This window comes from Aurantimonas sp. C2-5-R2 (assembly GCF_036549495.1).
Lineage (GTDB): Bacteria > Pseudomonadota > Alphaproteobacteria > Rhizobiales > Rhizobiaceae > Aurantimonas > Aurantimonas coralicida_A.
This window is the reverse complement of the sequence record NZ_JAZHLJ010000038.1, coordinates 1-22,601: the sequence shown is the minus strand read 5'-3', so window position 1 is coordinate 22,601 and position 22,601 is coordinate 1. Positions and strand designations below refer to the sequence as shown.

Below are 22,601 nucleotides of genomic sequence, written 5' to 3'. Positions count from 1 at the left end.
CCGCAGTTGCCTGACGCCGCCGGCAGCCGTCCTTATCGCCAGACGCCGCGGCGCTCCCGCCGGGCCTCGGTCTCGGCGTCCTCATAGGGGCCGCCGGTGACCGCTTTCGCCCAGCCATTGCGCACGATCCACGCGCCGACGTCGTTGCCTTGCAGGGTACAGGCGCTCTCGATCGTCTCCGGTTTCCGGCCGAAATCTTCCGGTGCCTGGCAGCGGACCGCGCGGGAGCGCAGATACCCCCGCAGCGCCGTTCGGGCCCGCATGCCGCAGGGCCAGGCGCCGGCGTCCGCTTCGCATGTCTCGCCGAGCGGGAGCGGGTCGATGCCCGTAAGGACGATGGTGCCGTCGCCGATTTTCAGATGGGCCGCGTCGACGGCGACCGGGCGAGGAAGCAGCACCTGCCGCGTGCTCCTCGGCGTCTCGTCCTCCTCGACCGCCGGCGTTGACAGGGGCCGGCGCGGCGGCAGGCGGTCGAAGGCCTCGCCGGCGCGTTGACCGCGGGTAAAGCCGCCGGGCGTCACATCGCGGTCGGGCGCGACAACGGAGGGCGTTCCTGAATCAGCTTGGGCTGGCCGATCCGCGGAATCTGGCGGGTTCTCGATGGAAGCGTTCTCGCCGGCTGGAATCTGCTGCGGTGCACCGGGCTCTGCTGCTCCGCGCTCGCCGAGCGGCGAGAGACGGATAAGGAGCACGACCAGTGCGACCAGCGCCGCTGCGATGAACAGCGCGCGAATCATGCCGGACAGCGGGCATCCGCCGGCCGGCCCGCAGGTTTTAGCAACACGGACCGCCTCATTGGCTGGCCCAGAGTATCCGTGCCATCCATTCGATTTGGTCGACCGCGAAATGGAGGTCGGGATAGTCGGGATTGACCGAGCCGAGTTCGATGCTGCGGCTGGTTCGGCGTTGCAGGATCTTCGCCATCACCTCCCCGTCACGGGTTCGCACGACGACCCGGTCGCCGCGGCGGACCGACGAACTCGGCGAGACGATGACGACGTCGCCGTCGCGATAAAGCGGCATCATCGAATGGCCGGACACTTCCAGCGCATAAACGGCTTCGTCGCCGGTCGTCGGTAGCGAAATTTCGTCCCAGCCCTGACCGACCGGAAAGCCGGCATCGTCGAAATAACCGCCGGTCCCCGCCTGGGCGAAGCCGAGCAATGGCACGCTGGCGGTTCCGCGCGTGGGCGACAACTCGTCCCCACTGCCGCGAACCAGCGCCGTGAATTCCTCCAGGCTCGTGCCCGTCGAATGGATGACCTTGGAAAGGGATTCCGTCGATGGCCAGCGCGGTCGTCCGTCTCCGGCATTTCGCTTCGACTTGTTGAAAGTGGTGGGATCGAGGCCCGCGCGCCGCGCCAGCCCGGAGGCCGATAGCTGGTTGCGGGCGGCGAGGGCGTCGATGGCGGCCCAGATCCGGTCATGCGAAAACATCGTGTGGGACTCGTGGCGACAGCGGCAAAGGAATATATACCTTGAACGCTCATAGAGTGCCGAGCGGACCTTGTCCATATCGCAACGTCAAATTTCACGGAAAATAGCGCGGCTATCCCCAAGCGCAAAGAATTCGTGCGGCTAAAGGTTCGGCCGGAACCACATCGAGATTATGCTATTCCTGTGACAGGTTTTCTCTATGACCGACCGGTTCAATCCGTCGCGGCGAGAGGGCGCGGGGTCGAACGGGAGGATGGATCGGCGGATGGACGGCAAATTCATGGCACACGCCAGCGACGAGATGCGCCGCCGGGCCAGTGAACCTGGCCGGGGCCGCGAGGCCGCCGGGCCATTCTCGATTCCCTGGAAGGGCTGGAAGGATATCCTCCTCAGGATCTATCACTCGTTCTGGGAGGATCGGGTGATGCTGATCGCGGCGGGGGCGACCTTCTATCTGCTCCTGGCGCTATTTCCGGCCTTCGCGGTGTTCGTCTCGCTTTACGGCTACGTCAACGATCCGGCGACGATCAGCGAGCATATCGCCTTTGCCGGCCGTTTCCTGCCACAGGCCGGCACCGAACTTCTTCAGGCGCAACTCGACAATCTGGTCAATCAGAAACCGTCCTCCCTGTCGATCGGCTTCATTTTCGGTTCCCTGTTCGCGCTGTGGAGCGCCAATAACGGCATCAAGACGCTGTTCGAGGCGATGAACGTCGCCTATGGCGAGAGCGAAAGACGTAGTTTCATCAAGCTCAATCTCATCGCGCTCTGCTTCACCCTCGGCGCTATCTTCATCGGCATCGTTCTGATCACCATGGTCGGCGTGGTTCCGGTGGTGATGGCGTTGTTTGGGTTGCGCGGTTTCACCGAAACCCTGATCGCCGCGATGCGCTGGCCGGTGGTTTTCCTTCTGATCGTGGTGGCGATCGCCCTGATCTATCGCTATGGACCGAGCCGCAATCGCGCCCGCTGGAGTTGGGTGCTGTTCGGCGCCGTACTGGCGGCGGTCGTCTGGGTGGCCGCCTCGATCGGCTTTTCCTGGTATCTCCAGAACTTTGCCAACTACAACGCGATGTACGGTTCCCTCGGCGCCGTGATTGGCTTCATGATGTGGGTCTGGATTTCCTCGCTGATCTTTATCATCGGCGCGGAGATCAACGCCGAGATGGAGCATCAGACGGCTCAGGACACGACCAAGCCGCCGGCCAAACCCATCGGGACCCGCGGTGCGCGCGTGGCGGATACGGTAGGGCAGAGTTCGCGGCGCAATCCCGACCCGACCGCCGAGAAGCGCGGGTTTTTCGGCTGATCGTGCTGGTCTGCTTCCGTCCGGGCGGTCCGATCGAGTCGCCCGCGCGTCGGATTCGTCGCAAACCAGACGGGGGCGCCCGCATTGATGGTGTAAGCGGCGCAATGCTCGGCGTGGCCGCGGACCATCCCCACACAGGGGGATGCTCGGCTCCCTCCGAGTTCGTCTTTTCTGGAGGCCTCATGTCCGTCAGCTTTTTCGAGCTTTTCAAGATCGGGATCGGCCCGTCGTCCTCGCATACGGTCGGGCCGATGTGGGCGGCCAGGCGCTACCTCGATCGCCTTGACGATCGCGGGCTGAAGGGCGCGGCGGCGCGGATCGTCGTCAAACTCTACGGTTCGCTTGCGCTGACCGGAAAGGGGCATGGCACCGACAAGGCGGTGATGCTCGGCCTTGCCGGGCTCAAGCCCGACACGCTCGATCCGGACGATGCGGAGGATCTCTACGTCTATATTCGCGACAAGGGCGAGTTGCAGCTCGATCGCGGGCAGCGCATCGTCTTTCGAGACGGCGAGGAACTGCTGATGCTCAAGCGCGAGCGGTTGCCCCACCATTCCAACGGCATGCGTTTTGCCGCCTTCGACGCGGCGGGGGCCGAGATCGATACCGCCGACTACTACTCCGTCGGCGGCGGTTTCGTGATGTCCGCCGAAGACGCCGCCGGTGAGGCGCCGGTCCTGACCAACGCGCGGGCGCCCTATGAATTCGGTTCCGCCGACCGGCTTCTGGAAATCTGCGAAACCAAAGGCCTGTCGATCGCCGAACTGGTGCTTGCCAACGAGGAAACCTGGCGCTCCAAGTCCGAGGTCCGCGATGGTATTCTCGCCATCCGCGACGCCATGTTCGAATCGATCGAACGCGGCTGCCGCATGGAAGGGATTCTGCCGGGCGGTCTCAAGGTCCGGCGGCGCGCCAAGCAGCTTCATGGCGAACTTCTGAAACGCCCAGAAAGAGCCTTGCGGGACCCGCTGACGACGCTCGACTGGGTCAATCTCTACGCCCTGGCGGTCAACGAGGAGAACGCCGCGGGCGGGCGGGTCGTCACCGCGCCGACCAATGGTGCCGCCGGCGTCATTCCAGCGGTGCTCGCCTACTACGAACGCTTCGTTCACGGCGCGTCCGATGAGGGGGTCGTGGATTTCATGGCGACCGCCGCGGCGATCGGGGCGCTCTACAAACAGAACGCCTCGATCTCGGCGGCCGAAATGGGCTGTCAGGGAGAGGTGGGCGTCGCCTGCTCGATGGCCGCGGGCGCGCTTTGCGCTGTCCTCGGCGGAACGCCGCGGCAGGTCGAGAACGCCGCCGAGATCGCCATGGAGCACAATCTCGGGCTGACCTGCGATCCGATCGGCGGGCTTGTCCAGATTCCCTGCATCGAGCGCAACACCATGGGCGCGGTCAAGGCGATCAACGCCGCGCGGCTGGCCCTCAAGGGCGACGGCACGCATTTCGTCTCGCTCGACAGCGTCATCGAGACCATGCGCCAGACCGGCGTCGACATGAGCGAGAAATACAAGGAGACCGCCCTCGGCGGCCTCGCCGTGAACGTCACGCTTTGCTGACCTGACATCCGGGGCGTTCACACGCGTCCCGGATGGGGAAGCACGATCTTGGTTCGCAAGGTCAGCCTCTGCGGCTGACGAAGCTCTTGAAGACGAAGCCACGCTTGCCGTCGGCGGAAACCTCGCACCACAGTTTGCAACCGTGGACTTCGACCGTCCGTCCCTTGGGCAGCACGGCGATCACCTTGGCGCCGTTGTCCGGTTTGGCCCGCAGGTTGACCGCGACCTTGACGCTGGCCGTGGGCTTGGCTTCCGGCTCGGCCTCCGTGCCAGACGCCGCCTCGACCGCAGGTTCCTCGGCCGTCGTCTCCGACGCGGCGATCTCTGCCGCGTCATAGCCCGCCGTCGGCTCGCTGACAGGATCGGTCTCCGGGATCGCCCAGCGCGCCATATCGGGCGTTCCATCCGCGCCGACCGGTGCACTGACGATCGGACGCTGGCCGACGAGGGATGTGATACTTCCGGTCGTCAAAAGATCCGCCGACAGGCCGGTGGTGGCTTCGCTCGGCGCCGAAGGCAGACGCAGGGCAAGCGCTACCGCCACCGCATCGCTGGTCGGCGCGGGAGCGTCAGCCGCGCTCTTCGGCAGGTCCTCAGTGGTGAGGCGAAGCCGCGCATCGGTCTCGGCCGCGGGGACCGTGACCGGCTCGACCGCCAACTCAACTGGGGTCTCCAGCGCCGCCGCCCGCGTGTCGCTGGCGGACGCCGCCGCCCGCGTGTCGCTGGCGGACGACGCCATCGCGGCCTCGACAGGCGTGCGCGCGGCCGAGGCCGCGGCTGTTGCCGCGCTTTCCGCCGCCGGAGCGCGAGCAGTCATCGCCGCCGGGCCGTTGGAGGCGGCATCGCCGCCTGAAGACATGGCCAGCAGCGCGACGGCGCCGACAGCCACCGCCGAGACGAGCGTCATCGTCAGATACGCAGCGACCGGTCGGCGCCGCAGACCGCCCACCGATTCACGAGGTTCCCAACGGTTCGGCTTGTTCTGAGTCGGTCCCGCAGCCGGCTTACGGCGTGAGAAAAAGCGCGCGAAACTTGCGCTTTCACGCGTTTCAGCCTGCGCCTGCTCAAAGTCGGTCCGGCGCTCAGCCAGCCGCTTCAACAGCTCAGCTTCGCTCGCGCGTCCCCCGCTTTGCAATCCATCCCCTGTCGTCATTGAGACGTCTCCTTGCCGACCCCCTCTCGGGCCGGACGTTCATCCGCCGCACCGGTTCAAGGTCGCAATCTCTCGACAGGCCCGTTTGGCCTGCCATGCGCGATATCCCTAGGCGAAGGTTAAACCCGCGAATTATGGCCAATCAGGGGTCTGAGCGACTCAAATTCGCCGGCAAGCTGACTCTTTTTGCGTTTTTCGGCTCGACAGCCGGCTCAGTTGGGCCAAGAGGCAGCGCCAGATCGCCGCAGATGCGCGATCATCGTCCCGGCCTGGCGCTGGCCTCAGGCAGCCTTCGCCTGGGGCGGCTTCGGCGGAAAGCGACCGTAAAAGCTCTCGCCCTTCTCCGCCATCTCCCGCAACAGCGGCGTCGGCCGGAAGCGCTCGCCATGCCGGTCCGCCAGCTTGTCGCATTGCGTGACGAAGGCCTTGACGCCCATGCCATCGATGTAGCTGATCGTGCCGCCGGTGTAGGGCGCGTAGCCGAAACCGAGGATCGAACCGACATCGGCCTCGCGCGGATCGACGACGACGCCTTCCTCCATGGTGCGGGCGGCCTCCAGCGCCATGGTCGCCAGGAAGCGCTGCTGCAATTCCTCGAAGTCGATGCCGTCGGCCGGCTGCTGCTCGAACATCTGCTTGAGGCCGGGCCACAGCGACTTCTTGGCGGGCTTGGCCGGATAATCGTAAAAGCCCTTGCTGGCCTTGCGACCCAGCCGGCCATCGCTGTTCATCTGCTCCACCAGCTTGAAATGACGCGGGTCGACGGAATCGTCGCCCATGTCGCGCATAGTCGCCTTCATGATCCGAAGCGACAGATCGACGGCGGTCTCGTCGTTGAGGGCGAGCGGCCCGACCGGCATGCCGGCGAACTTTGCCGCGTTCTCGATCATCGCCGGCGGAATGCCCTCGACCAGCATGTCGTAGGCTTCCGACATGTAACGCAGCACGCAACGATTGGCGAAAAAGCCACGGGTGTCGTTGACCACGATCGGCGTCTTCTTGATCGCCCGCACGAAGTCGAGCGCGACAGCCAGCGCCTTGTCGCCGGTCTTTTCGCCGAGGATCACCTCGGTTAGCATCATCCGGTCGACCGGCGAGAAGAAGTGGATGCCGATGAAGCGCTCCGGATCGTCGAAGGCTTCGGCAAGACCTGTGATCGGGATCGTCGAGGTATTGGAGGCGTAGATCGCGGTTTTCGGCAGGACGGCGGCTACCATGCGGGTCACCTCGGCCTTGACGTCGCGATCCTCGAACACCGCCTCGACGACGAGATCGGCGTCTTTCAGCGCATCATAGTCGGAGGTGGCAATGATCCTGGCGAGCACTGCCTCGGCCTGTTCCTTGTTGGCGCGGCCCTGACCGACGAGCTTGTCCATCAGCGTCTTCGAATGTGCCTTGCCCATGTCGGCGGCGTCCTGGTCGCGGTCGATGAGCACCACGTCGAGGCCGCCCTGGGCTGCGACATAGGCGATGCCCGCACCCATGAAGCCGGCACCGACGATGCCGATTTTTTTCAGCTGCGAGGCCGGTACGTTCGCCGGCCGGCGCGCGCCCTTGTTGAGCTCCTGCATGGAGACGAACAGCGAGCGGATCATCATCGCTGCCTCGGTCGTCTGCAGGACCTCGGTGAAGTAACGCTGCTCGACCCGCAGCGCCGCGTCGATTGGTAAAAGCAGGCCCTCATAGACGCATTTCACGATGGCGCGGGCGCCGGGATAATTATCGTTGGTCTCCTTGCGGTAGAGTGAGGCGACCGCTGGCCAGACCTGTGCCCCTTGCGCCGAATAGACCGGCCCGGAGGGCAGCTTGAAGCCCTTCTGGTCCCAAGGCTGCACCGGCGACAATCCGGCCTTGAGCATCTCTTTGGCCTTGGCGACGAGTTCGTCTGCCGCCACCACCGCGTCGATCAGCTTCATGCCCTTGGCCTTCTCGGCCGAAAGCGTCGAGCCCTTGAGCAGCATCTGCAACGCCGACTGGGTGTCGGTCAGGCGCGGCACGCGCTGAGTGCCGCCGGCGCCGGGAAAAATCCCGACCTTGACCTCCGGCAGGCCCATCTTGGCCCCGGCCGCCGCGATCCGGCCGTGGCAGGCCAATGCGAGTTCGAGGCCGCCGCCCATGCAGGTGCCGTTGATCGCCGCGACGAAGGGCTTGCCGCAGGTCTCCAGCTTGCGCCAGAGCCAGGACATGCGTCCGACGCCGTCGAACAGCTCCTGGATCGCCGCGTCCTTGTCCTCGCACCTCTTCGCCTCGAAGCTTGCGAACATGCCGGACAGCATCTTGAGGTCGGCACCGCCGGTGAAGGAGCCGGTCTTGCCCGAAGTGATGACGGCGCCCTTGATCGCAGCGTCGGCGACGATCTGATCGACGATGCGGTCGATCTCGTCCATCACCGCCGCTGTGAAGACGTTCATCGACCGGTCGGGCATGTCCCAGATGATCAGCGCGATGCCGTCGGCATCGGTTTCGACGGTGAAGTTCTCGTAGCTCATTGGTCCGCTCCCGGTCTTGTCTGCCGGCATCGATTGCCGGCTGAGGAAATTCTTGTCTGCCAGTCGCATCGGGCCGGACAAGGCGATCGTGTTTTCAGAATTGCGAAACCGTTGTTTGGTAAGGATCCAGGACAATCGGCCATTGCGAGGAACCGTGACCATGACCACCACATGCGAGGGGTGCCAAACGTCCCGTCCGCTTGATTTCGATTTCTCGATGGCATTCCAGCCGATCTACGATGTCGCGACCGAGCGGGTCTGGGGCTACGAAGCGCTGGTCAGAGGTCTTTCGGGCGAGGGCGCCTACGCGATCCTGTCCAAGGTGGAGCCCGAGCAGCGTTATCGGTTCGACCAGGCCTGCCGGGTGAAGGCGATCGAACTTGCCAGCCGACTGTTCACGCCGGGCAGCGGCACCAAGCTCTCGATCAACTTCATGCCGAATGCCGTCTACGAGCCGGCGGCTTGCCTTCGTGCCACGCTTGCTGCTGCCCGGAAAGCCGACTTTCCGCTCGATTCCATCATGTTCGAGTTCACTGAGGACGAAAAGGTGTCCGACATCGGCCACCTCCAGAACATTATCGCCGAATACCGCCGGATGGGTTTCACCACGGCGCTCGACGACTTCGGTGCCGGCTATGCCGGGTTGGGGCTTCTCGCCGACTTCCAGCCCGACCTGATCAAGATCGACATGAAGCTGGTGCGCGGCATCGACACCTCGCGCGCTCGCCAGGCAATCATCGCGGCGATGTTGTTCGTCGCGCGTGAGCTCGACATTAAGGTTCTGGCCGAAGGCGTCGAGACCGAAGCCGAATTCGTCAACCTGAAAGCGGCGGGCGTGAAGCTCTTCCAGGGCTATTACTTCGCCAAGCCGGCCTTCGAGGCGCTGCCCGCTATCGGCCCGGACGTCGGCACGCAGGTCATGCGCCACCATTACGCGTGAGCGTTCGTTCGAGATCGGGCGACCCGGAGACTGACTTTGAAAGTCGATGAGAACAAGGGCGCCTTTCTCGGAACCTTTGCGCATCCTATACCCGCTCGATGATCGTCGCCGTGCCCATGCCGGCGCCGATACACAGTGTCACCAGCGCGAAATTCTTGTCCTGACGTTCCAACTCGTCGAGGACGGTGCCGAGCACCATCGCCCCGGTCGCCCCCAGCGGATGCCCCATGGCGATGGCGCCGCCATTCACGTTGATGATGTCGTGGTCGATATCGAAGGCCTGCATGTAGCGCAGCACCACCGCCGCGAAGGCTTCGTTCAGCTCGAACAGGTCGATGTCCGACAGCGACATGCCCGAGCGCTTGAGCAGCTTTTCCGTCACGTCCACCGGCCCTGTCAGCATCAGCGCCGGGTCCGAGCCGATATTGGCGAAGGCTCTGATCCGGGCCCGCGGCCGCACGCCGAGGGCCTCGCCACCAGCCTTGGAGCCGATCAGCACTGCAGCCGCGCCGTCGACGATGCCCGACGAGTTGCCGGGGTGATGGACGTGGTTCACCGCCTCGATCTCGGGGTGGGCCTGGATGCCGACCGCGTCATAGCCGCCCATTTCGCCATGCATGGCGAAGGAGGCGTTGAGGCTGCCGAGCGACTGCATGTCGGTGGACGGGCGCATGTGTTCGTCACGGTCGAGGATGGTCAGGCCGTTCTGGTCCTTGACAGGGATGACGGACTTGGCGAAGCGGCCTTCGTCCCAGGCCTTGCCGGCGCGCTTCTGGCTTTCCACGGCATAGGCGTCGACGTCGTCGCGCGAGAAGCCGTATTTGGTCGCGATGAGGTCGGCTGATACCCCCTGCGGCATGAAGTAGGAGGGAATGCCCACCGACGGGTCCATGATCCAGGCGCCCCCGGACATGCCCATGCCCACCCGCGACATCGACTCGACACCACCGGCGATGACGATGTCGTCGGCTCCCTGCGCGACCTTGGCCGCGGCGAGATTGACCGCGTCGAGACCGGACGCGCAAAAGCGCGAAATCTGCATGCCGGGGGCGGCAAAGTCGTAACCGGCCTCGAAGGCGGATGCCTTGGGGATCACCGAGCCGGCCTCGCCGACCGGATCGACGCAGCCGAAGATGATGTCGTCGACGGTTTTGGTGTCGATGCCGTTGCGCTCGCGCACCGCCTCGAGAACCTTCGCGCCGAGCCGCACGGCCGGCACCTCATGCAGCGCGCCATCCTTCTTGCCGCGGCCACGGGGTGTGCGGACGTGATCGTAGATGAAGGCTTCAGCCATCGGGTTTCTCCGGTTTGCGGGCGCCCATGCCGCCAGGCGACGGCGCACCATACTCTGAGATGAAATCGTCGAAGACCCGGGCGAGCCGGTCCGGGTCAGCATAGTCGTCGAGGCGCGACAAGAGCACCGTCAGGAGATAATTGTTCGACAGGCCATAACCCGAATTCAGTGCCCGCAGCCGATCATAGACCTCCTGCGTCAGCGCGACGGACATTCGCTTCGGCAAGGGGAGGCGCTTCGGCAACGGCAGGCGCTTCGTCGGCATCTCGGTCTCCTCACGCCGAAGGTTAGAACGCGTCGGCCTCCAGCGCCATCATCGCGTCGGCTCCGGACGAAATACGGGCGAGATGAGCGGCGCTCTCAGGCATCAGCCGTTCCATGAAGAACCGGGCGGTGATGCGTTTTTTCTCCAGAAACGCGGTCTGACCGTCGGCGCCGGCGGCGATCTTCTCCTCGGCGATCTTTGCCATGCGCCCCCACATATAGCCAAGCGCCACGAGACCGAAGAGATGCATGTAGTCGGTCGAAGCCGCCCCGGCATTGTCGGGCTTGGCCATGGCGTTCTGCATCAGCCACATGGTCGCCTGCTGCAGGTCGTTGAGGCCCTTCTTCAGCGCTTTGGTGATCGGCGCCATGCGCTCGTCACCGCGATTTTCCTCGCAGAACTGGCTGACCTCGGCGAAGAAGGCCTGCACCGCCCGGCCGCCGTTCAGGCCGAGCTTGCGGCCGACGAGGTCGAGCGCCTGGATGCCGTTCGCGCCTTCGTAGATCTGGGCGATGCGCGCGTCGCGGACGAACTGCTCCATGCCCCATTCGCCGATATAGCCATGACCGCCATAGACCTGCTGGGCCATCACGGCATTGTCGAAGCCCTTGTCGGTGAGAACGCCCTTGATCACCGGCGTCATCAAGCCCATCCAGTCGTCCGCCGCCTGGCGCTCGGCCGCGTCGGCGGAGCGATGCGACAGGTCGCCCTTCAGCGCCGTCCACAGCACCAGCGCGCGGCCCGCCTCGTTGATCGAGCGGATGGTCATCAGCATGCGGCGGATGTCCGGATGGACGATGATCGGATCGGCGCTCTTGTCGGGCGCCTTGACGCCGGACAGGGACCTGCCCTGGGTGCGTTCGCGGGCATAGGCGACGGCGTTCTGGTAGGCGACGTCGGACAAGGCCAGCCCCTGCACGCCGACGCCCAGCCGCGCCTCGTTCATCATCGTGAACATCGCCCGAAGGCCCTTGTGGGCCTCGCCGATCAAATAGCCGGTGGCGTCGTCGTAGTTCATGACGCAGGTGGCGTTGCCGTGGATGCCCATCTTTTCCTCGATGGAGCCGCAGACGACGCCGTTGCGCCGGCCGGGCTTACCCTCCGTGTCGAGGACGAACTTCGGCACGATGAACAGCGAGATACCCTTGACCCCCTCGGGCGCACCCTCGATCCGGGCGAGAACGAGGTGGATGATGTTCTCGGCGAGGTCATGCTCGCCGGCGGAAATGAAGATCTTCTGGCCGGTGATGGCGTAGCCGCCGCCGTCTTGCGGGACTGCCTTGGTGCGCAGCAGGCCGAGGTCGGTGCCGCAATGGGGCTCCGTCAAATTCATCGTGCCGGTCCACGATCCCTCGATCATGTTCGGCAGGTAGGTCGATTTCTGCTCGTCGGTGCCGTGGGAGGAAATGGCCGCGATGGCGCCGGCGGTCAGGCCGGGATACATGGCGAAGGCCATGTTGGCGGCCGACATGTATTCGCCGACGGCGGTGGCCAGCGTGTGCGGCAGGCCCTGGCCGCCATAGGCCGGGTCGAAGGCGAGGCTTCCCCAGCCGCCCTCGCGCCAAGTCTCATAGGCTTGCTTGAAGCCCGCCGGCGTCGTCACCGAACCGTCGTCGGAGCGGCAGCAACCCTCGCGGTCGCCCTGCTGATTGAGCGGTTGCAGCACTTTTCCGGCAATGCGCCCGGCTTCGCCGAGAATCGCTTCGACCATGTCCGGCGAGGCCTCGGCGAATCCCGGAAGATTGCTGTAGCGTTCGAAGCCGAGCAGGTCGTTCAAGACGAACAGCGTATCTTCGATGGGCGCCTGATAGGTCGGCATGTCATTCCTCCGTCGCGGTCGGTCGGAGACGGTATGAATATCTTTTACGTAAACGTCAATAAGAGCGCCAAGTCTTCGCCGCCGGGCGCGCCGGCGGGCTCTGTTATCATACACCAGTCTGGGATTATGCGGGCGCGCCGTAAGGCGGTCGCGCCCGTTTGTAGCTATGGGGAGATTCGATCGGAATCGGCTCACCCAGCTTCACGGATCGTTGCAGGCCGATGCCGAGCGGGACGGATCAGGCGTCCAATTCGCCCAGTTTTTGGCGCAAATGGTCGATCGATACGGTCATCGCACGGATCGAATCCTCGATTTCATCCCGCTGTTCGTAGAGGATCTGCTGCTGCTCCTCGAAGCGCTCCAGCGCCACCTCGATCTGCTTCCGCTTGCCGTTGGGCTGGTGGTAGATCTCGATGAGCTGCTTCGCCTCAGTGAGCGAGAAGCCCAATGTCTTGGCCAGCAGGATGAGCCGGAGCCGGGTCCGGTCCCGGCGGCTGTAAAGCCGGGTGGTGCCACGGCGTTCCGGTGAGAGCAGGCCGCGATCCTCGTAGAACCGCAGTGTTCTCAGGGTGACGCCGAATTCCTTCGAAAGATCGCCGATTTTGAACACTGACTTTTGCGAGGCGGCCTCTTGGCTTCGGCCCAGCAGAAAATCGATGTCGACGGAAGACTCTTCGTCCGCCGTTTCGACTGGCTTCAAGTTTGGCATGAGCAGATTTCCGTATTCGCGCAAATTTCCAGAACGCACTTCGCAAAGACGCAGCGCGGTCAAACGGGGCCGCTGGACCCGCACCGGAACTGAATATCGCTTTAAATGAGGCTGTTACAAGACGCTGCGTCAATTCCCGGTCCAGTTTCGGGCCGGCTTATGCGGTTAATCCCTAACGAGATCGTAATTGCGTTAACCGATCATTTACCATGTTCGGGTCAGTTTTTCGAACTTACCGCGCGAGCACGTGCCGACGAGACAGAGCCGATCACGGGGCTCCAGCCGACCGGGAAAGCTGAGATGGCCGATCACACAAGACAGGGAAACGGTCGGAAGCCGGAGGAGGCTTCCTCGCTCGATGCGCTCAGCCGTACCCTGGAGGAACTTGAGCAGCGGCTCTCGCGCGTCACGGCAGCCAAGCAGGAGCGCGAGCGGCCGGGCAGCAAGACACCGGTGCCCGGCCCGGCGGAGGCCGGCGGTCTCACGAAAGCCCCCCGTCCGACCTTTTCGGACGCGGTGTCCCAGATCGTGATGCGGCAGAAGATGCTGGAGCGCGAGCCGGGGGAGCCTGAAGCTGGGCCAGCGCGGCAACGCTCGTCGGCCGAGGGGCACGGCGTATCCAAGGGCGACGACGCAGGTTCCGCGGCAATGGCGGACCTTGCCCAACAGCTTGAGCGGCTGCGTGCGGAACTCCGCGACGACATGACACAGAGTCTGCAGCCGCGTTTCGACGACATGCGCGCGGCCTTCGACGATCTGCGCAAGATGATCGCCGAACGGGCCAGTGCTGACCGAATCGATGCCGAGATATCCAAGGTCGACAACGGCCTGACCCGAATGGTCGACAATGGCGTGGATCACGAGACGGTCCGCTCGCTGCGTGAGGAACTAGAAGCGATCCGCGGTCTGGTCGGTGACACGGCGCGCGAGGAGAGCGTTCAGTCCGTCAGTCGCCGTTGGGACATGTTCGAGACCAAGCTTGCCGGACAATCGGAAGATGAGAGCAAGGCCAGGCACGAGTTGAAGGACGAGTTGGAGCGTTTGCGCACATCGCTCGGCACGCTCGCGAGCGAGGAGCAAGTCAAGGCGGTCGAGCGCCGCTGGGACGAGTTCGAGGATCGTTATCTCGCGGCGCCGGCGGCAGGCGAGGGGGCCGGTTTGTCGGATCTCCTGAAGACCGAGATGAACAATCTGCGCGAGAAGCTTGAGACGCTTGCCTCCGAAAAGTCCATGCGTGCCGTCGAGGAACGCTGGGGCGCGCTCGAGGATCGGTTCGCCTCGCGCGAGATCGAAGGCAAGATCGAAGCGATGGGCGAGCGGATGGAGCAGCTCGAGGCCGCTCTCGCCAAACTGCCGGAAACCCTCGCCATCGGGCCGCTGGAAAGGCGGGTCCATACCCTGGCGGTCGGCATCGAGACTCTGGCCAAGCGCCAGCAGGACGAATTGGACCTGGATCACTTCGCCCTGCTCGATGAACGGCTCGACGAGATCTCACGTGCGATCATGGCGGCCGCACACCGCACGCCGACGATCGACATGAGCCCAGTCGAACGCATCGAGGCACGTCTTCAATCTCTCACCGCCCGGGTCGACGAACTCGCCGAAGACGGCGATTCGACGGTTCTGTCGGATCGCATCGGCGAACTCGCCGATCGGATCGAGGCGCTGTCCAGCGACAATGCGGCGCAGGAATTGGCCGAGCGGATCGAGCGGTTCTCGCTGCAGCTTGAAACTCTCGTCAGCGCGGGCGACGGCGACCCCGTCAAGGCTTTGGCGTTGGAAGCCCGCCTGCAGTCTCTTGCAGAGCGACTGGAAGAGGTCTCCGCGCCGCGGGTCGACGAGGAGATGGTCAAGGCTCTCGAAACCCAGATCGCGCGGCTGTCGCAAAAGATCGGCGAGAACGGCGTGCCGGCGGCGATCGGCGATCCCGAACTCGACCAACGTCTCGCCGACATCGAGCGCCGGCTCGATGAACACCGCGAGGATATCATCGTCTCGGCACGCACGGCCGCCGACGAGGCGGTTCGTCAGATGATCGAAAGCGGCGATCTTCGACAGAGCGAACACGTCGCCCGTCTTTCCGACGATCTGCGCGCGCTGGAAGCCTTGTCGCGAGACAGCGGCGCGCAATCGGAAGATTTTTTCCGCACCGTGCATTCCACGTTGCTGAAGCTCGTCGAGCGCATCGATCAGATCGAGAGCGAGATTACCGGCAAGGGGCGCACACGCCGGGACGAACCGGTGGTCCTCGGAAATCCGCCGGCCGCCCCGACCGACGCGGCCGCGACATCCGCCATGGCCGCCGAGGCTTCAGGTCTGCGCGGGGTTCTCGCGCGCACCCTGAAGGGGAGAAAATCCGCGGTCGCGAGCAACACGGCCGATCCCGCCGCGCGGTTCCCACGGCGGGGCGACGATCCCGAACTGATGCTGTTCGACGCCGATGTCGAAACCCGCGAGCAGAGCACGTCCCATAGCGCCTTGGAAGCGCCGTCACTGGATGCCGCCGACATTTTCGATACGCCGGAAGCCAACCGACCGCTGGCGATCGGATCGGGCACGCCCGACATCACAGCGCTGCTCGAGCGGGTTCGGGCGCAACAGGCGGGTCGTTCGAAGGATGGCGGTCCAGACGGCAAGGCCGACTTTATCGCTGCCGCCCGCCGCGCGGCCATGGCGGCGGCGGCCGAGGCCGAAAGCCTCGATGGCCCGGAGCCGCACCCCGCGGCCGGCAAGGTCAGCCTGACCGACATGATTTCGCGCCGCCGCAAGCCGATCCTTTTGGCGATTGGCGCGGTGCTTCTGGCGCTCATGGCCTTGCCGCTCGGCCAGGCGTTGACGTCGATCCCGGATTCCGATGACGAATCCGGACCGTCCATTATCGCGGCCACGCCGTCCGCCCCGACCGAGAAGCCCGCCGCCTCCGTCGCCGCCACGGCGGATATGTCGAGCGACGATGCGCAAGCGAAGCAGGCATCCGGGGTCGCGACGCCGTCGACGATGCCGGACGGGCTCGTCCTGCCGGCCGCCACTTTGCCAGCATCGCAGGCCGAGAACAGCGAGCCGGCCGGGCCGGCAGGGGCAGGCGAAGCCCGCGCGCCCGCAGCCGGCGATGCCATGCAGGATTCGCTGGTGAGCCGCTCCCTGGAGGCACAGGCCGGCACGGCGCCGGCCGCGGGCGCCGCGATCCCGTCCATGCCGGAAACCATTGGTAATGAGGCACTCGCCAGCGCGGCCCGTGATGGTGACCCGAAAGCGTTGTTCGAAGTCGGGTTGCGCTTGATGGAGGGGCGCAAGGACGAACCGGACGCCAAAGCCGCGGCGAGGTGGTTCATGCTGTCGGCCGAACGCGATTTTGCGCCGGCGCAATACAGTCTCGGCACACTTTTCGAGAAGGGCAATGGCGTCATCCGCGACACCTCTTTGGCGCGCGACTGGTATGTGAAGGCGGCAAACCAAGGCAATGTGCGCGCCATGCACAACCTCGCCGTTCTCTACGCGACCGGTGTCGACGGCAAGTCCGACCCGAAACTGGCGGCACGCTGGTTCGAGAACGCCGCCGAGTTCGGAATGACCGACAGCCAGTACAATCTCGGCATTCTCTACGCGCGTGGCGCTGGCGTAGAAGTCGATTTCATTGAATCGTTCAAATGGTTCTCCATCGTCGCGACGGCCGGCGACGAAGACGCCGGGCGAAAGCGGGACGAAATCAAGAAATCCTTGACGCCGGAGCAGAGCAAACTGGCCGAAGCGAAGGTCGCGGCCTTCAAGCCGAAGCCGCGCGACGAAACGGTCAACACGGTCGAGATGCCGAAAGAGTGGACCGACAAGGAAAACGACCCGATCCAAACGTCTTCGATCGACATGACCCGGGCCGTCCGCAACATTCAGGCGATCTTGATCAAGCTCGGTTATGAACCCGGCGCTCCCGACGGGATCGCCGGCGCGCAGACGACCGAGGCAATCAAGTCGTTCCAGAAGGAAGCGGGGTTACAGCCCAGCGGCGACATCAACGAGGCGCTGATCCGCGCTCTTTTGGCGCGCAAGGACGGATAACGCCCACAGGGTCAACGGCCGCGCCATTGACCTTGACACACATCGGCGTTTGACAGGCGCGGGGGTTCGGGCCAAGACGGTTGGACCCGTTTGTCTTTCTGGCTCCTTCGAGCAAAGAGCCGACCCGCCGTGAACCTTTACCTTCCGATTGCGGAAATTTCGGTCAATGTCCTGGTCCTCATCGGGATGGGGGCGGCCGTCGGCTTTCTCTCCGGCATGTTCGGGGTCGGCGGCGGATTTCTGATCACGCCGCTCCTGATCTTCCACAACGTGCCGCCCGCGGTCGCCGTGGCGACTGGCGCCAATCAGGTCATCGCATCGTCGTTTTCCGGCGCGCTCGCCCATTACAAGCGCGGGACGATCGACTTGAAGCTCGGCGGCGTGCTTCTCGTCGGCGGCGCCGTCGGCTCGGTGGCCGGCGTAGCTCTGTTCACCCTGCTGCGCCGAATCGGCCAGCTCGATCTGGTCGTCTCGCTTCTCTATGTCATCTTCCTCGGCGGTGTCGGCGGGCTCATGCTGGTTGAGAGCATCCAGTCGATGCGACGGGTATCGGGTGGCGGCAGCGGCGAATTTCGTCGCTCGGGCAAGCACAATTGGGTGCACGGACTGCCGCTGAAGATGCGGTTCCAGCGCTCGAAACTCTATGTCTCGGTGATCCCGGTGCTGGGGCTCGGCTTTTTGATCGGCATCCTTGCCGCGATCATGGGCGTGGGCGGCGGCTTCATCATGGTGCCGGCGCTGATCTACCTCTTGCGGGTCCCGACCAACGTCGTGATCGGGACGTCGCTGTTCCAGATCATTTTCACGGCCGCGGTCACCACGGTTCTCCAGGCAGCGACGAATTTCACCATCGACATCGTGCTGGCCTTCCTCCTCATGCTCGGCGGCGTAGTCGGGGCGCAATTCGGCGCCGCGGCGGGGCGGCGGCTGCGCGGCGACCAGCTGCGAGCCCTGCTTGCCCTGCTCGTCCTGGCCGTCGGTCTGCGCCTCGGCTTCGAACTGGTGATCACGCCAACCGAATTTTATTCCATCAGCTCGCCCACTGGAGAGTGAGGATGACCGGCCGTCAACGCACTCGCACGCACCGCCTCAGCCCATCGTCCGGCTGCATTGCGGCCGCGCTGGCGGCGGTTGTCGCGCTGCTTGTCCCGGCTAGAGCGCAACAGGTGGAAAGTTTCGAAATCGGCCTGTCGACCAACGAGATCGCCATCACGTCGAATTTTACCGGTGCGCGGCTCGTGGTCTTCGGGGCGCTCGACAACGCCGATGCCCGTCTCTTGCGGCAACAACGCTACGATATCGTCGTCGCACTCGTCGGTCCGCGCCGGCCGGTCGTGGTGCGCAAGAAGGAGCGTACTCTCGGAATATGGATCAACCGGGGGTCGGAAACCTTCAACGCTTCGCCTGAATCCTATGCGCTCGCATCGACCCGCCCGCTGTCCGATATCACGCGCGAGAGCCTGCGCGTCAGCCTTTCCCTTGGGATCGACGATTTGCGGCTGAACATCCGCGATCCCGAGACCGTGGGCGCGGCGATAGTCACCGAACCGGTTGGCCAGGTGATCATCGGCGAATCCGCTGTCGACGGCGAGGGCGACCCTGTGGTCAACCGGGATCAATATGCGAGCGCGCTACGCCGGATCCGCATGGAGTCCGGCCTCTACAACCAGAGCTTTGGCAGTGTCGAATTCGTCAGTCCGACGCTGTTTCGCGCCGATCTGCGGCTCCCCGCCGATCTTCCGGTCGGCCGGCATACGGTGCGCGCCTATCTGTTCCGCAGCGGGGTGTTCATTCGCGGCGATTCGGAAGCGCTGGTCGTGGTCAAGACGGGTCTCGAGAGCCTGATCGACGATTTCGCCACCCGCTACGGCTTTCTCTATGGGCTGTTCGCGGTGGCGCTGGCGATCTTCACCGGATGGTTCGGACGGATCGTTTTCAAGCGCGATTAGTTTACTCGTCAATGACGAACACAGATTTAGAAACGCCCGATCGGTCGGCGCGACAGGTCGCCGAAACCCTCTCCGCTTCCACCGCGTCGGTCTATGCTTCCCACAAGACGGCGTGGACGCTCGGCGTCCTCGGACTGGTTCCTTTTGTGCTGATGGCGGTGATCTTCGCCTATGCCGGCCGGTCGTTCATCGCTTATCCGATGCTCGTCCTGGCGTTTTCCGGCTATTCGGCGACGATCCTCGCCTTTCTCGGCGGCATCCGCTGGGGGATCGGAATGGTGTCGCACGCGCATCGGCGCCGCGTGCTAATCCTCTCCGTGCTGCCGTCGCTGGCCGGCTGGATCTTGCTGTTCGTGCCGAGCCCTTGGGTCTTTGCCGGTTTCGCGGCTGCCTTCGCGCTGCAAGGTGCGTGGGATATGCTCGCGGCGCGTCGGCGCGAACTGCCCGCCTGGTTCGGCCGGCTACGGCTGGTGCTCACGGGCGTCGTCGTTCTGTGTCAGCTCGTCGCCTTCGCCTCCACCTATTGAGGCGTATCCGGGCCTGCTAGCCGTGGCAGAGCGCGCGGAAGCCGATCGGGTAGATGCGCGCCAGACCGATCACGTAGGCTTTGGCGAACCGAAGGTCGAACAAGCCGTGGAAGGCGCGGTCGAGCACATTAAGCCCGCCGGTGGTGACGCCGAAGGACGGCAGAATCATCCGGTTGCCGTCGCTGGCAAAGCACGCGCCGCGTGTCGAGCTGCCCGCGCCGGCGACGCGGGCGATCGGATGCAGATGCCCGGCAACTTCGCCGCTTCGATAGTCCCGGCTCGGCTCGTGCCGAAAGAGCCACGGCCCGACGGCGATCTCCGAAAGGGTTTCGCCGCCGATCCGCGCCGGCGGCTCGGGGTCGTGGTTGCCGGTGATCCAGATCCACTCGCGCCCGGCCATCAGGCGGGCGAGCGTCTCGCGATAGGTCGCCGGCATGAAGGCCGCGCCATGACGGTCATGAAAGGAATCGCCGAGACAGATCACCCGCCGGGCGTCGTAGCGGGCGAGCGCTGAACCGAGCAGCGCCAAGGTAGCCGCTGTGTCGTAAGGCGGCAAAAAACTGCCCCGGCGAGCAAAGGCCGCGCCCTTTTCCAGATGCAGGTCCGAGACGATCAGCAGGCGCTCCGACGGCGCGTAAAGCACGCCGGACGGGTCGCAGACGACCGCCGCGTCGGCAAGGGTCGTTTCGAGCCCCTCGCACTCGGTTTGCCGCATCCGCCGCGCCAGCGCATTCATTCTCAGAGATCCGTTATCATCCGGTGATTCGCGTTTCGTTCCTATCGAACCCTTCATTCGGGCAAAGGCAAGGCGACACGACGTCTCGCAACGGCATGGGTTGATTTGAGCGCCGCGATCGGCGATGAGTGCGCCGCACATAAGGACCCGCTCCGCGCGGGTGGCTATGCCGGGCGCCGATCCCCCGGCCAATCCAGACGCCACATTGACCGAACCGTTCCGCGGCACCGTCGCCCGGTCCGTCGCGGCAATTTGGCGTCCAGATGTCTTCGGAGCCGATGTTCTCGACTCGCAATCTTTATGCCGACTGGTTCGGCAATGTCCGTGGCGATCTCCTCTCCGGTCTCGTCGTGGCGCTGGCCCTGATCCCCGAGGCCATCGCCTTTTCGATCATCGCTGGGGTCGATCCGAAGGTCGGGCTCTACGCTTCCTTCTCGATCGCCGTGCTGACTGCGATCTTCGGCGGCCGACCTGGCATGATTTCGGCGGCGACCGCCGCGACCGCTGTCCTGATGGTGACGCTGGTCGCCGATCACGGCCTGCAATATCTGTTCGCCGCGACGATCCTCGCTGGCCTGTTGCAGCTTGTCGCTGGCCTGTTGCGCCTCGGTGACGCCATGCGCTTCGTGTCGCGCTCGGTGATGACCGGTTTCGTCAACGCGCTGGCGATCCTGATCTTCCTCGCGCAGATTCCCGAGCTGGTCGGTGTGCCGTGGATGACCTACGTCATGGTCGCGGCGGGGCTGGCGATCATCTATCTGCTGCCGCGGCTGACCACCGCCGTGCCGTCACCGCTGGTCACCATCGTGGTGCTGACCGCCGTGTCGCTTTTCTTTGGCTTCGATCTGCGCACCGTCGGCGACATGGGCGAATTGCCCTCGACGCTGCCCTACTTCTTCATGCCCGACGTTCCGCTGACGCTGGAGACGCTGCGCATCATCCTGCCCTATTCGGCCGGGATCGCGATCGTCGGTCTGCTGGAATCGCTGATGACCGCCTCCGTGGTCGACGACCTCACCGACACCGGCTCGGACAAGAACCGCGAATGCTACGGGCAGGGCATCGCCAACACCGTCACAGGTTTCTTCGGCGGCATGGCCGGCTGCGCGATGATCGGCCAGTCGGTCATCAACGTGAAATCCGGCGGTCGCGGGCGGCTCTCCTGCCTGTTCGCGGGCGTGACGCTCTTGTTCCTCATCGTCGCGCTCGGCGACTGGGTGGCGGTGATCCCGATGGCGGCGCTGGTCTCGATCATGATCATGGTGTCGATCGGAACGTTCAGCTGGGACTCCTTCGTCAATCTGCGCACCCATCCGCGCCGCTCCAGCGCGGTGATGCTCGCCACGGTCATCACCGTCGTGTGGACCCACAATCTGGCCATCGGCGTCCTTGTCGGCGTCATGCTGTCGGGCATCTTCTTCGCCTCCAAGGTCTCGCAGATCTTCGCCGTAACCTCGAAGCTGTCGGAGGATCGGACGCACCGGACTTATCACGTCCAGGGGCAGGTGTTCTTCGCCTCGGCCGAGGATTTCATCGCCGCCTTCGACTTCAAGGAAGCCATCGACAAGGTCACCATCGACGTCGGCCGCGCCCATATCTGGGATCTGTCCGGGGTCGGCGCGCTGGGGATNCTCCTCAGTGGAATCGGCACCCCGAGCCTAACGGCTCGAGGCGGGCAACGCCGCCCACTTCAGAGTTTCAACAGAGACCGGGACATTCCCGTGCCGGGTCGCGCGCCGCTTATCGAAGAAGCATTGAGGTTGCTGATCGAGAAGGAAACGAGGGCATAACGAAAAACCCCTCGCCGTTAGCAGCGGCAAGGGGTTTTGGGATTTCGGAACGGCTTTGTTGAAGCGCCCTAAACGTCAGCGCCCAACATAGTCGAGCAGCACCAGACTCGCAAGATTGATTCTTGCGAGAACGGGAAACTGTGTCCGCCGTCCACACCGTCATGCCCTCCCTAAGGTCCCGAAGTTTGTTGAACTTCGTTGAGCGGCGATGCCGGGTTGAAGGTTACGCGGCCCTCGAAGCAGGGGCAACGAACTTTTCAGCAAGGCGCTGCTGATGGGCAAGAAGGGCGGCCCTGAGGATCGGCAATTGCTTGTGANGAGGATTTCGTCGAGACCCTCCAGGATGCTCGCGGCGACGCCCGGCCGGTCCTGTTCGAGCCGGCGTGCGAGGTTGCGGATCAGCTTCTCTGCCTTGTCTGCGTCATCGAGTTCCCAGGCCTGACGCAGCACCCGGCGTGTCGAGGCATGAAGTTCTTTCGGCAGGCGATCCATGATGTTGCGCGCCTTGTGGATCTGACAGCGCTGGATCAGGCTGTCCTTGCCGAAGGTCGCCCGGATAGCCTTGGACA

The 22,601-nt window shown here is 64.5% G+C and carries 16 protein-coding genes, 2 pseudogenes and 1 other annotated feature; of the genes and pseudogenes, 8 read left to right on the top strand and 10 right to left on the bottom strand.

Annotated features, from left to right (window positions below; translation table 11 throughout):
* Window positions 1-32 precede the first annotated feature (32 nt).
* Both VQ044_RS15575 and VQ044_RS15570 read right to left on the bottom strand, forming a co-directional pair.
* Window positions 33-737 carry a thermonuclease family protein gene (locus tag VQ044_RS15575; RefSeq protein ID WP_327646706.1) on the bottom strand — a complete coding sequence of 235 codons (705 nt, stop codon included), beginning with the start codon at window positions 735-737 and terminating at the stop codon, window positions 33-35.
* A gap of 55 nt (window positions 738-792) precedes the next feature.
* On the bottom strand, window positions 793-1,437 hold the full coding sequence (locus tag VQ044_RS15570) for a S24 family peptidase (protein ID WP_327622625.1): 645 nt from the start codon (window positions 1,435-1,437) through the stop codon (window positions 793-795).
* A gap of 265 nt (window positions 1,438-1,702) precedes the next feature.
* On the opposite strand from VQ044_RS15570, the gene VQ044_RS15565 reads away from it, so the two are divergent.
* Both VQ044_RS15565 and VQ044_RS15560 read left to right on the top strand, forming a co-directional pair.
* The gene (locus tag VQ044_RS15565) at window positions 1,703-2,746 is read left to right on the top strand and encodes a YihY/virulence factor BrkB family protein (protein WP_327622624.1); all 1,044 of its coding nucleotides are present in this window, start codon (window positions 1,703-1,705) and stop codon (window positions 2,744-2,746) included.
* 182 nt (window positions 2,747-2,928) lie between these two features.
* A complete protein-coding gene (locus VQ044_RS15560) occupies window positions 2,929-4,308 on the top strand; it encodes an L-serine ammonia-lyase (protein ID WP_327646705.1) in 1,380 nt (459 codons plus the stop codon).
* A 61-nt stretch (window positions 4,309-4,369) separates the two neighbouring features.
* On the opposite strand, the gene VQ044_RS15555 is transcribed toward VQ044_RS15560, so the two are convergent.
* Window positions 4,370-5,461, bottom strand: a complete 1,092-nt coding sequence (locus VQ044_RS15555; RefSeq protein WP_327646704.1) for an SH3 domain-containing protein — start codon at window positions 5,459-5,461, stop codon at window positions 4,370-4,372.
* Between the two features lie 281 nt (window positions 5,462-5,742).
* Window positions 5,743-7,950 (bottom strand): FAD-dependent oxidoreductase, encoded by a 2,208-nt coding sequence (locus VQ044_RS15550; RefSeq protein ID WP_327646703.1) that lies wholly within the window; start codon window positions 7,948-7,950, stop codon window positions 5,743-5,745.
* Between the two features lie 160 nt (window positions 7,951-8,110).
* Between VQ044_RS15550 and VQ044_RS15545 the strand changes: the two genes are divergently transcribed.
* Complete coding sequence (locus VQ044_RS15545; RefSeq protein ID WP_327646702.1) at window positions 8,111-8,890, top strand: EAL domain-containing protein; 780 nt, start codon at window positions 8,111-8,113, stop codon at window positions 8,888-8,890.
* Window positions 8,891-8,975: 85 nt separating this feature from the next.
* On the opposite strand, the gene VQ044_RS15540 is transcribed toward VQ044_RS15545, so the two are convergent.
* The 4 genes from VQ044_RS15540 to VQ044_RS15525 all read right to left on the bottom strand — a co-directional run bounded on the left by VQ044_RS15540 (window position 8,976) and on the right by VQ044_RS15525 (window position 13,040).
* Window positions 8,976-10,184 carry an acetyl-CoA C-acetyltransferase gene (locus VQ044_RS15540; protein WP_327646701.1) on the bottom strand — a complete coding sequence of 403 codons (1,209 nt, stop codon included), beginning with the start codon at window positions 10,182-10,184 and terminating at the stop codon, window positions 8,976-8,978.
* Window positions 10,177-10,449, bottom strand: coding sequence for a hypothetical protein (locus VQ044_RS15535; RefSeq protein ID WP_327646700.1), 273 nt, complete (start codon window positions 10,447-10,449; stop codon window positions 10,177-10,179). Before VQ044_RS15535 ends, VQ044_RS15540 begins: the two co-directional genes overlap by 8 nt.
* Before the next feature lie 22 nt (window positions 10,450-10,471).
* A complete protein-coding gene (locus VQ044_RS15530; protein ID WP_327646699.1) occupies window positions 10,472-12,268 on the bottom strand; it encodes an acyl-CoA dehydrogenase C-terminal domain-containing protein in 1,797 nt (598 codons plus the stop codon).
* Window positions 12,269-12,506: 238 nt separating this feature from the next.
* The gene (locus tag VQ044_RS15525; RefSeq protein WP_327622616.1) at window positions 12,507-13,040 is read right to left on the bottom strand and encodes a MerR family transcriptional regulator; all 534 of its coding nucleotides are present in this window, start codon (window positions 13,038-13,040) and stop codon (window positions 12,507-12,509) included.
* A 237-nt stretch (window positions 13,041-13,277) separates the two neighbouring features.
* Between VQ044_RS15525 and VQ044_RS15520 the strand changes: the two genes are divergently transcribed.
* The 4 genes from VQ044_RS15520 to VQ044_RS15505 all read left to right on the top strand — a co-directional run bounded on the left by VQ044_RS15520 (window position 13,278) and on the right by VQ044_RS15505 (window position 19,506).
* A complete protein-coding gene (locus VQ044_RS15520; RefSeq protein ID WP_327646698.1) occupies window positions 13,278-17,030 on the top strand; it encodes a peptidoglycan-binding protein in 3,753 nt (1,250 codons plus the stop codon).
* Window positions 17,031-17,159: 129 nt separating this feature from the next.
* Entirely contained in the window at window positions 17,160-18,083 is a 924-nt protein-coding gene (locus VQ044_RS15515) for a sulfite exporter TauE/SafE family protein (protein ID WP_327646697.1), read from the top strand.
* Between the two features lie 2 nt (window positions 18,084-18,085).
* Entirely contained in the window at window positions 18,086-18,979 is an 894-nt protein-coding gene (locus tag VQ044_RS15510; RefSeq protein WP_327622613.1) for a TIGR02186 family protein, read from the top strand.
* Window positions 18,980-18,990: 11 nt separating this feature from the next.
* Window positions 18,991-19,506 (top strand): DUF3429 domain-containing protein, encoded by a 516-nt coding sequence (locus VQ044_RS15505; RefSeq protein ID WP_327646696.1) that lies wholly within the window; start codon window positions 18,991-18,993, stop codon window positions 19,504-19,506.
* Between the two features lie 16 nt (window positions 19,507-19,522).
* Here VQ044_RS15505 and pdeM read toward each other — a convergent pair whose 3' ends face one another.
* The gene (gene pdeM, locus VQ044_RS15500) at window positions 19,523-20,242 is read right to left on the bottom strand and encodes a ligase-associated DNA damage response endonuclease PdeM (RefSeq protein WP_327646695.1); all 720 of its coding nucleotides are present in this window, start codon (window positions 20,240-20,242) and stop codon (window positions 19,523-19,525) included.
* 140 nt (window positions 20,243-20,382) lie between these two features.
* Window positions 20,383-20,436, top strand: a sequence feature (sul1 is cis-regulatory element that is thought to sense ions involved in sulfur or methionine metabolism; They are found in Alphaproteobacteria).
* An 84-nt stretch (window positions 20,437-20,520) separates the two neighbouring features.
* On the opposite strand from pdeM, the pseudogene VQ044_RS15495 reads away from it, so the two are divergent.
* A pseudogene (locus tag VQ044_RS15495) lies at window positions 20,521-21,879 on the top strand (SulP family inorganic anion transporter); the annotation flags it as partial.
* A gap of 471 nt (window positions 21,880-22,350) precedes the next feature.
* On the opposite strand, the pseudogene VQ044_RS15490 reads toward VQ044_RS15495, so the two are convergent.
* Window positions 22,351-22,601, bottom strand: a pseudogene (locus tag VQ044_RS15490) (transposase); the annotation flags it as partial.

What these genes read in the sequence shown, in the direction of transcription:
- VQ044_RS15565 (WP_327622624.1), top strand. Translation starts at nt 1,703, where the DNA reads ATGGACGGCAAATTCATGGCACACGCCAGCGACGAGATGCGCCGCCGG.
- VQ044_RS15520 (WP_327646698.1), top strand. Translation starts at nt 13,278, where the DNA reads ATGGCCGATCACACAAGACAGGGAAACGGTCGGAAGCCGGAGGAGGCT.
- VQ044_RS15540 (WP_327646701.1), bottom strand. Translation starts at nt 10,184, where the DNA reads ATGGCTGAAGCCTTCATCTACGATCACGTCCGCACACCCCGTGGCCGC.
- VQ044_RS15555 (WP_327646704.1), bottom strand. Translation starts at nt 5,461, where the DNA reads ATGACGACAGGGGATGGATTGCAAAGCGGGGGACGCGCGAGCGAAGCT.
- VQ044_RS15570 (WP_327622625.1), bottom strand. Translation starts at nt 1,437, where the DNA reads ATGTTTTCGCATGACCGGATCTGGGCCGCCATCGACGCCCTCGCCGCC.
- VQ044_RS15530 (WP_327646699.1), bottom strand. Translation starts at nt 12,268, where the DNA reads ATGCCGACCTATCAGGCGCCCATCGAAGATACGCTGTTCGTCTTGAAC.
- VQ044_RS15550 (WP_327646703.1), bottom strand. Translation starts at nt 7,950, where the DNA reads ATGAGCTACGAGAACTTCACCGTCGAAACCGATGCCGACGGCATCGCG.
- VQ044_RS15510 (WP_327622613.1), top strand. Translation starts at nt 18,086, where the DNA reads ATGACCGGCCGTCAACGCACTCGCACGCACCGCCTCAGCCCATCGTCC.
- VQ044_RS15575 (WP_327646706.1), bottom strand. Translation starts at nt 737, where the DNA reads ATGATTCGCGCGCTGTTCATCGCAGCGGCGCTGGTCGCACTGGTCGTG.
- pdeM (WP_327646695.1), bottom strand. Translation starts at nt 20,242, where the DNA reads ATGAATGCGCTGGCGCGGCGGATGCGGCAAACCGAGTGCGAGGGGCTC.
- VQ044_RS15535 (WP_327646700.1), bottom strand. Translation starts at nt 10,449, where the DNA reads ATGCCGACGAAGCGCCTGCCGTTGCCGAAGCGCCTCCCCTTGCCGAAG.
- VQ044_RS15545 (WP_327646702.1), top strand. Translation starts at nt 8,111, where the DNA reads ATGACCACCACATGCGAGGGGTGCCAAACGTCCCGTCCGCTTGATTTC.
- VQ044_RS15505 (WP_327646696.1), top strand. Translation starts at nt 18,991, where the DNA reads ATGACGAACACAGATTTAGAAACGCCCGATCGGTCGGCGCGACAGGTC.
- VQ044_RS15560 (WP_327646705.1), top strand. Translation starts at nt 2,929, where the DNA reads ATGTCCGTCAGCTTTTTCGAGCTTTTCAAGATCGGGATCGGCCCGTCG.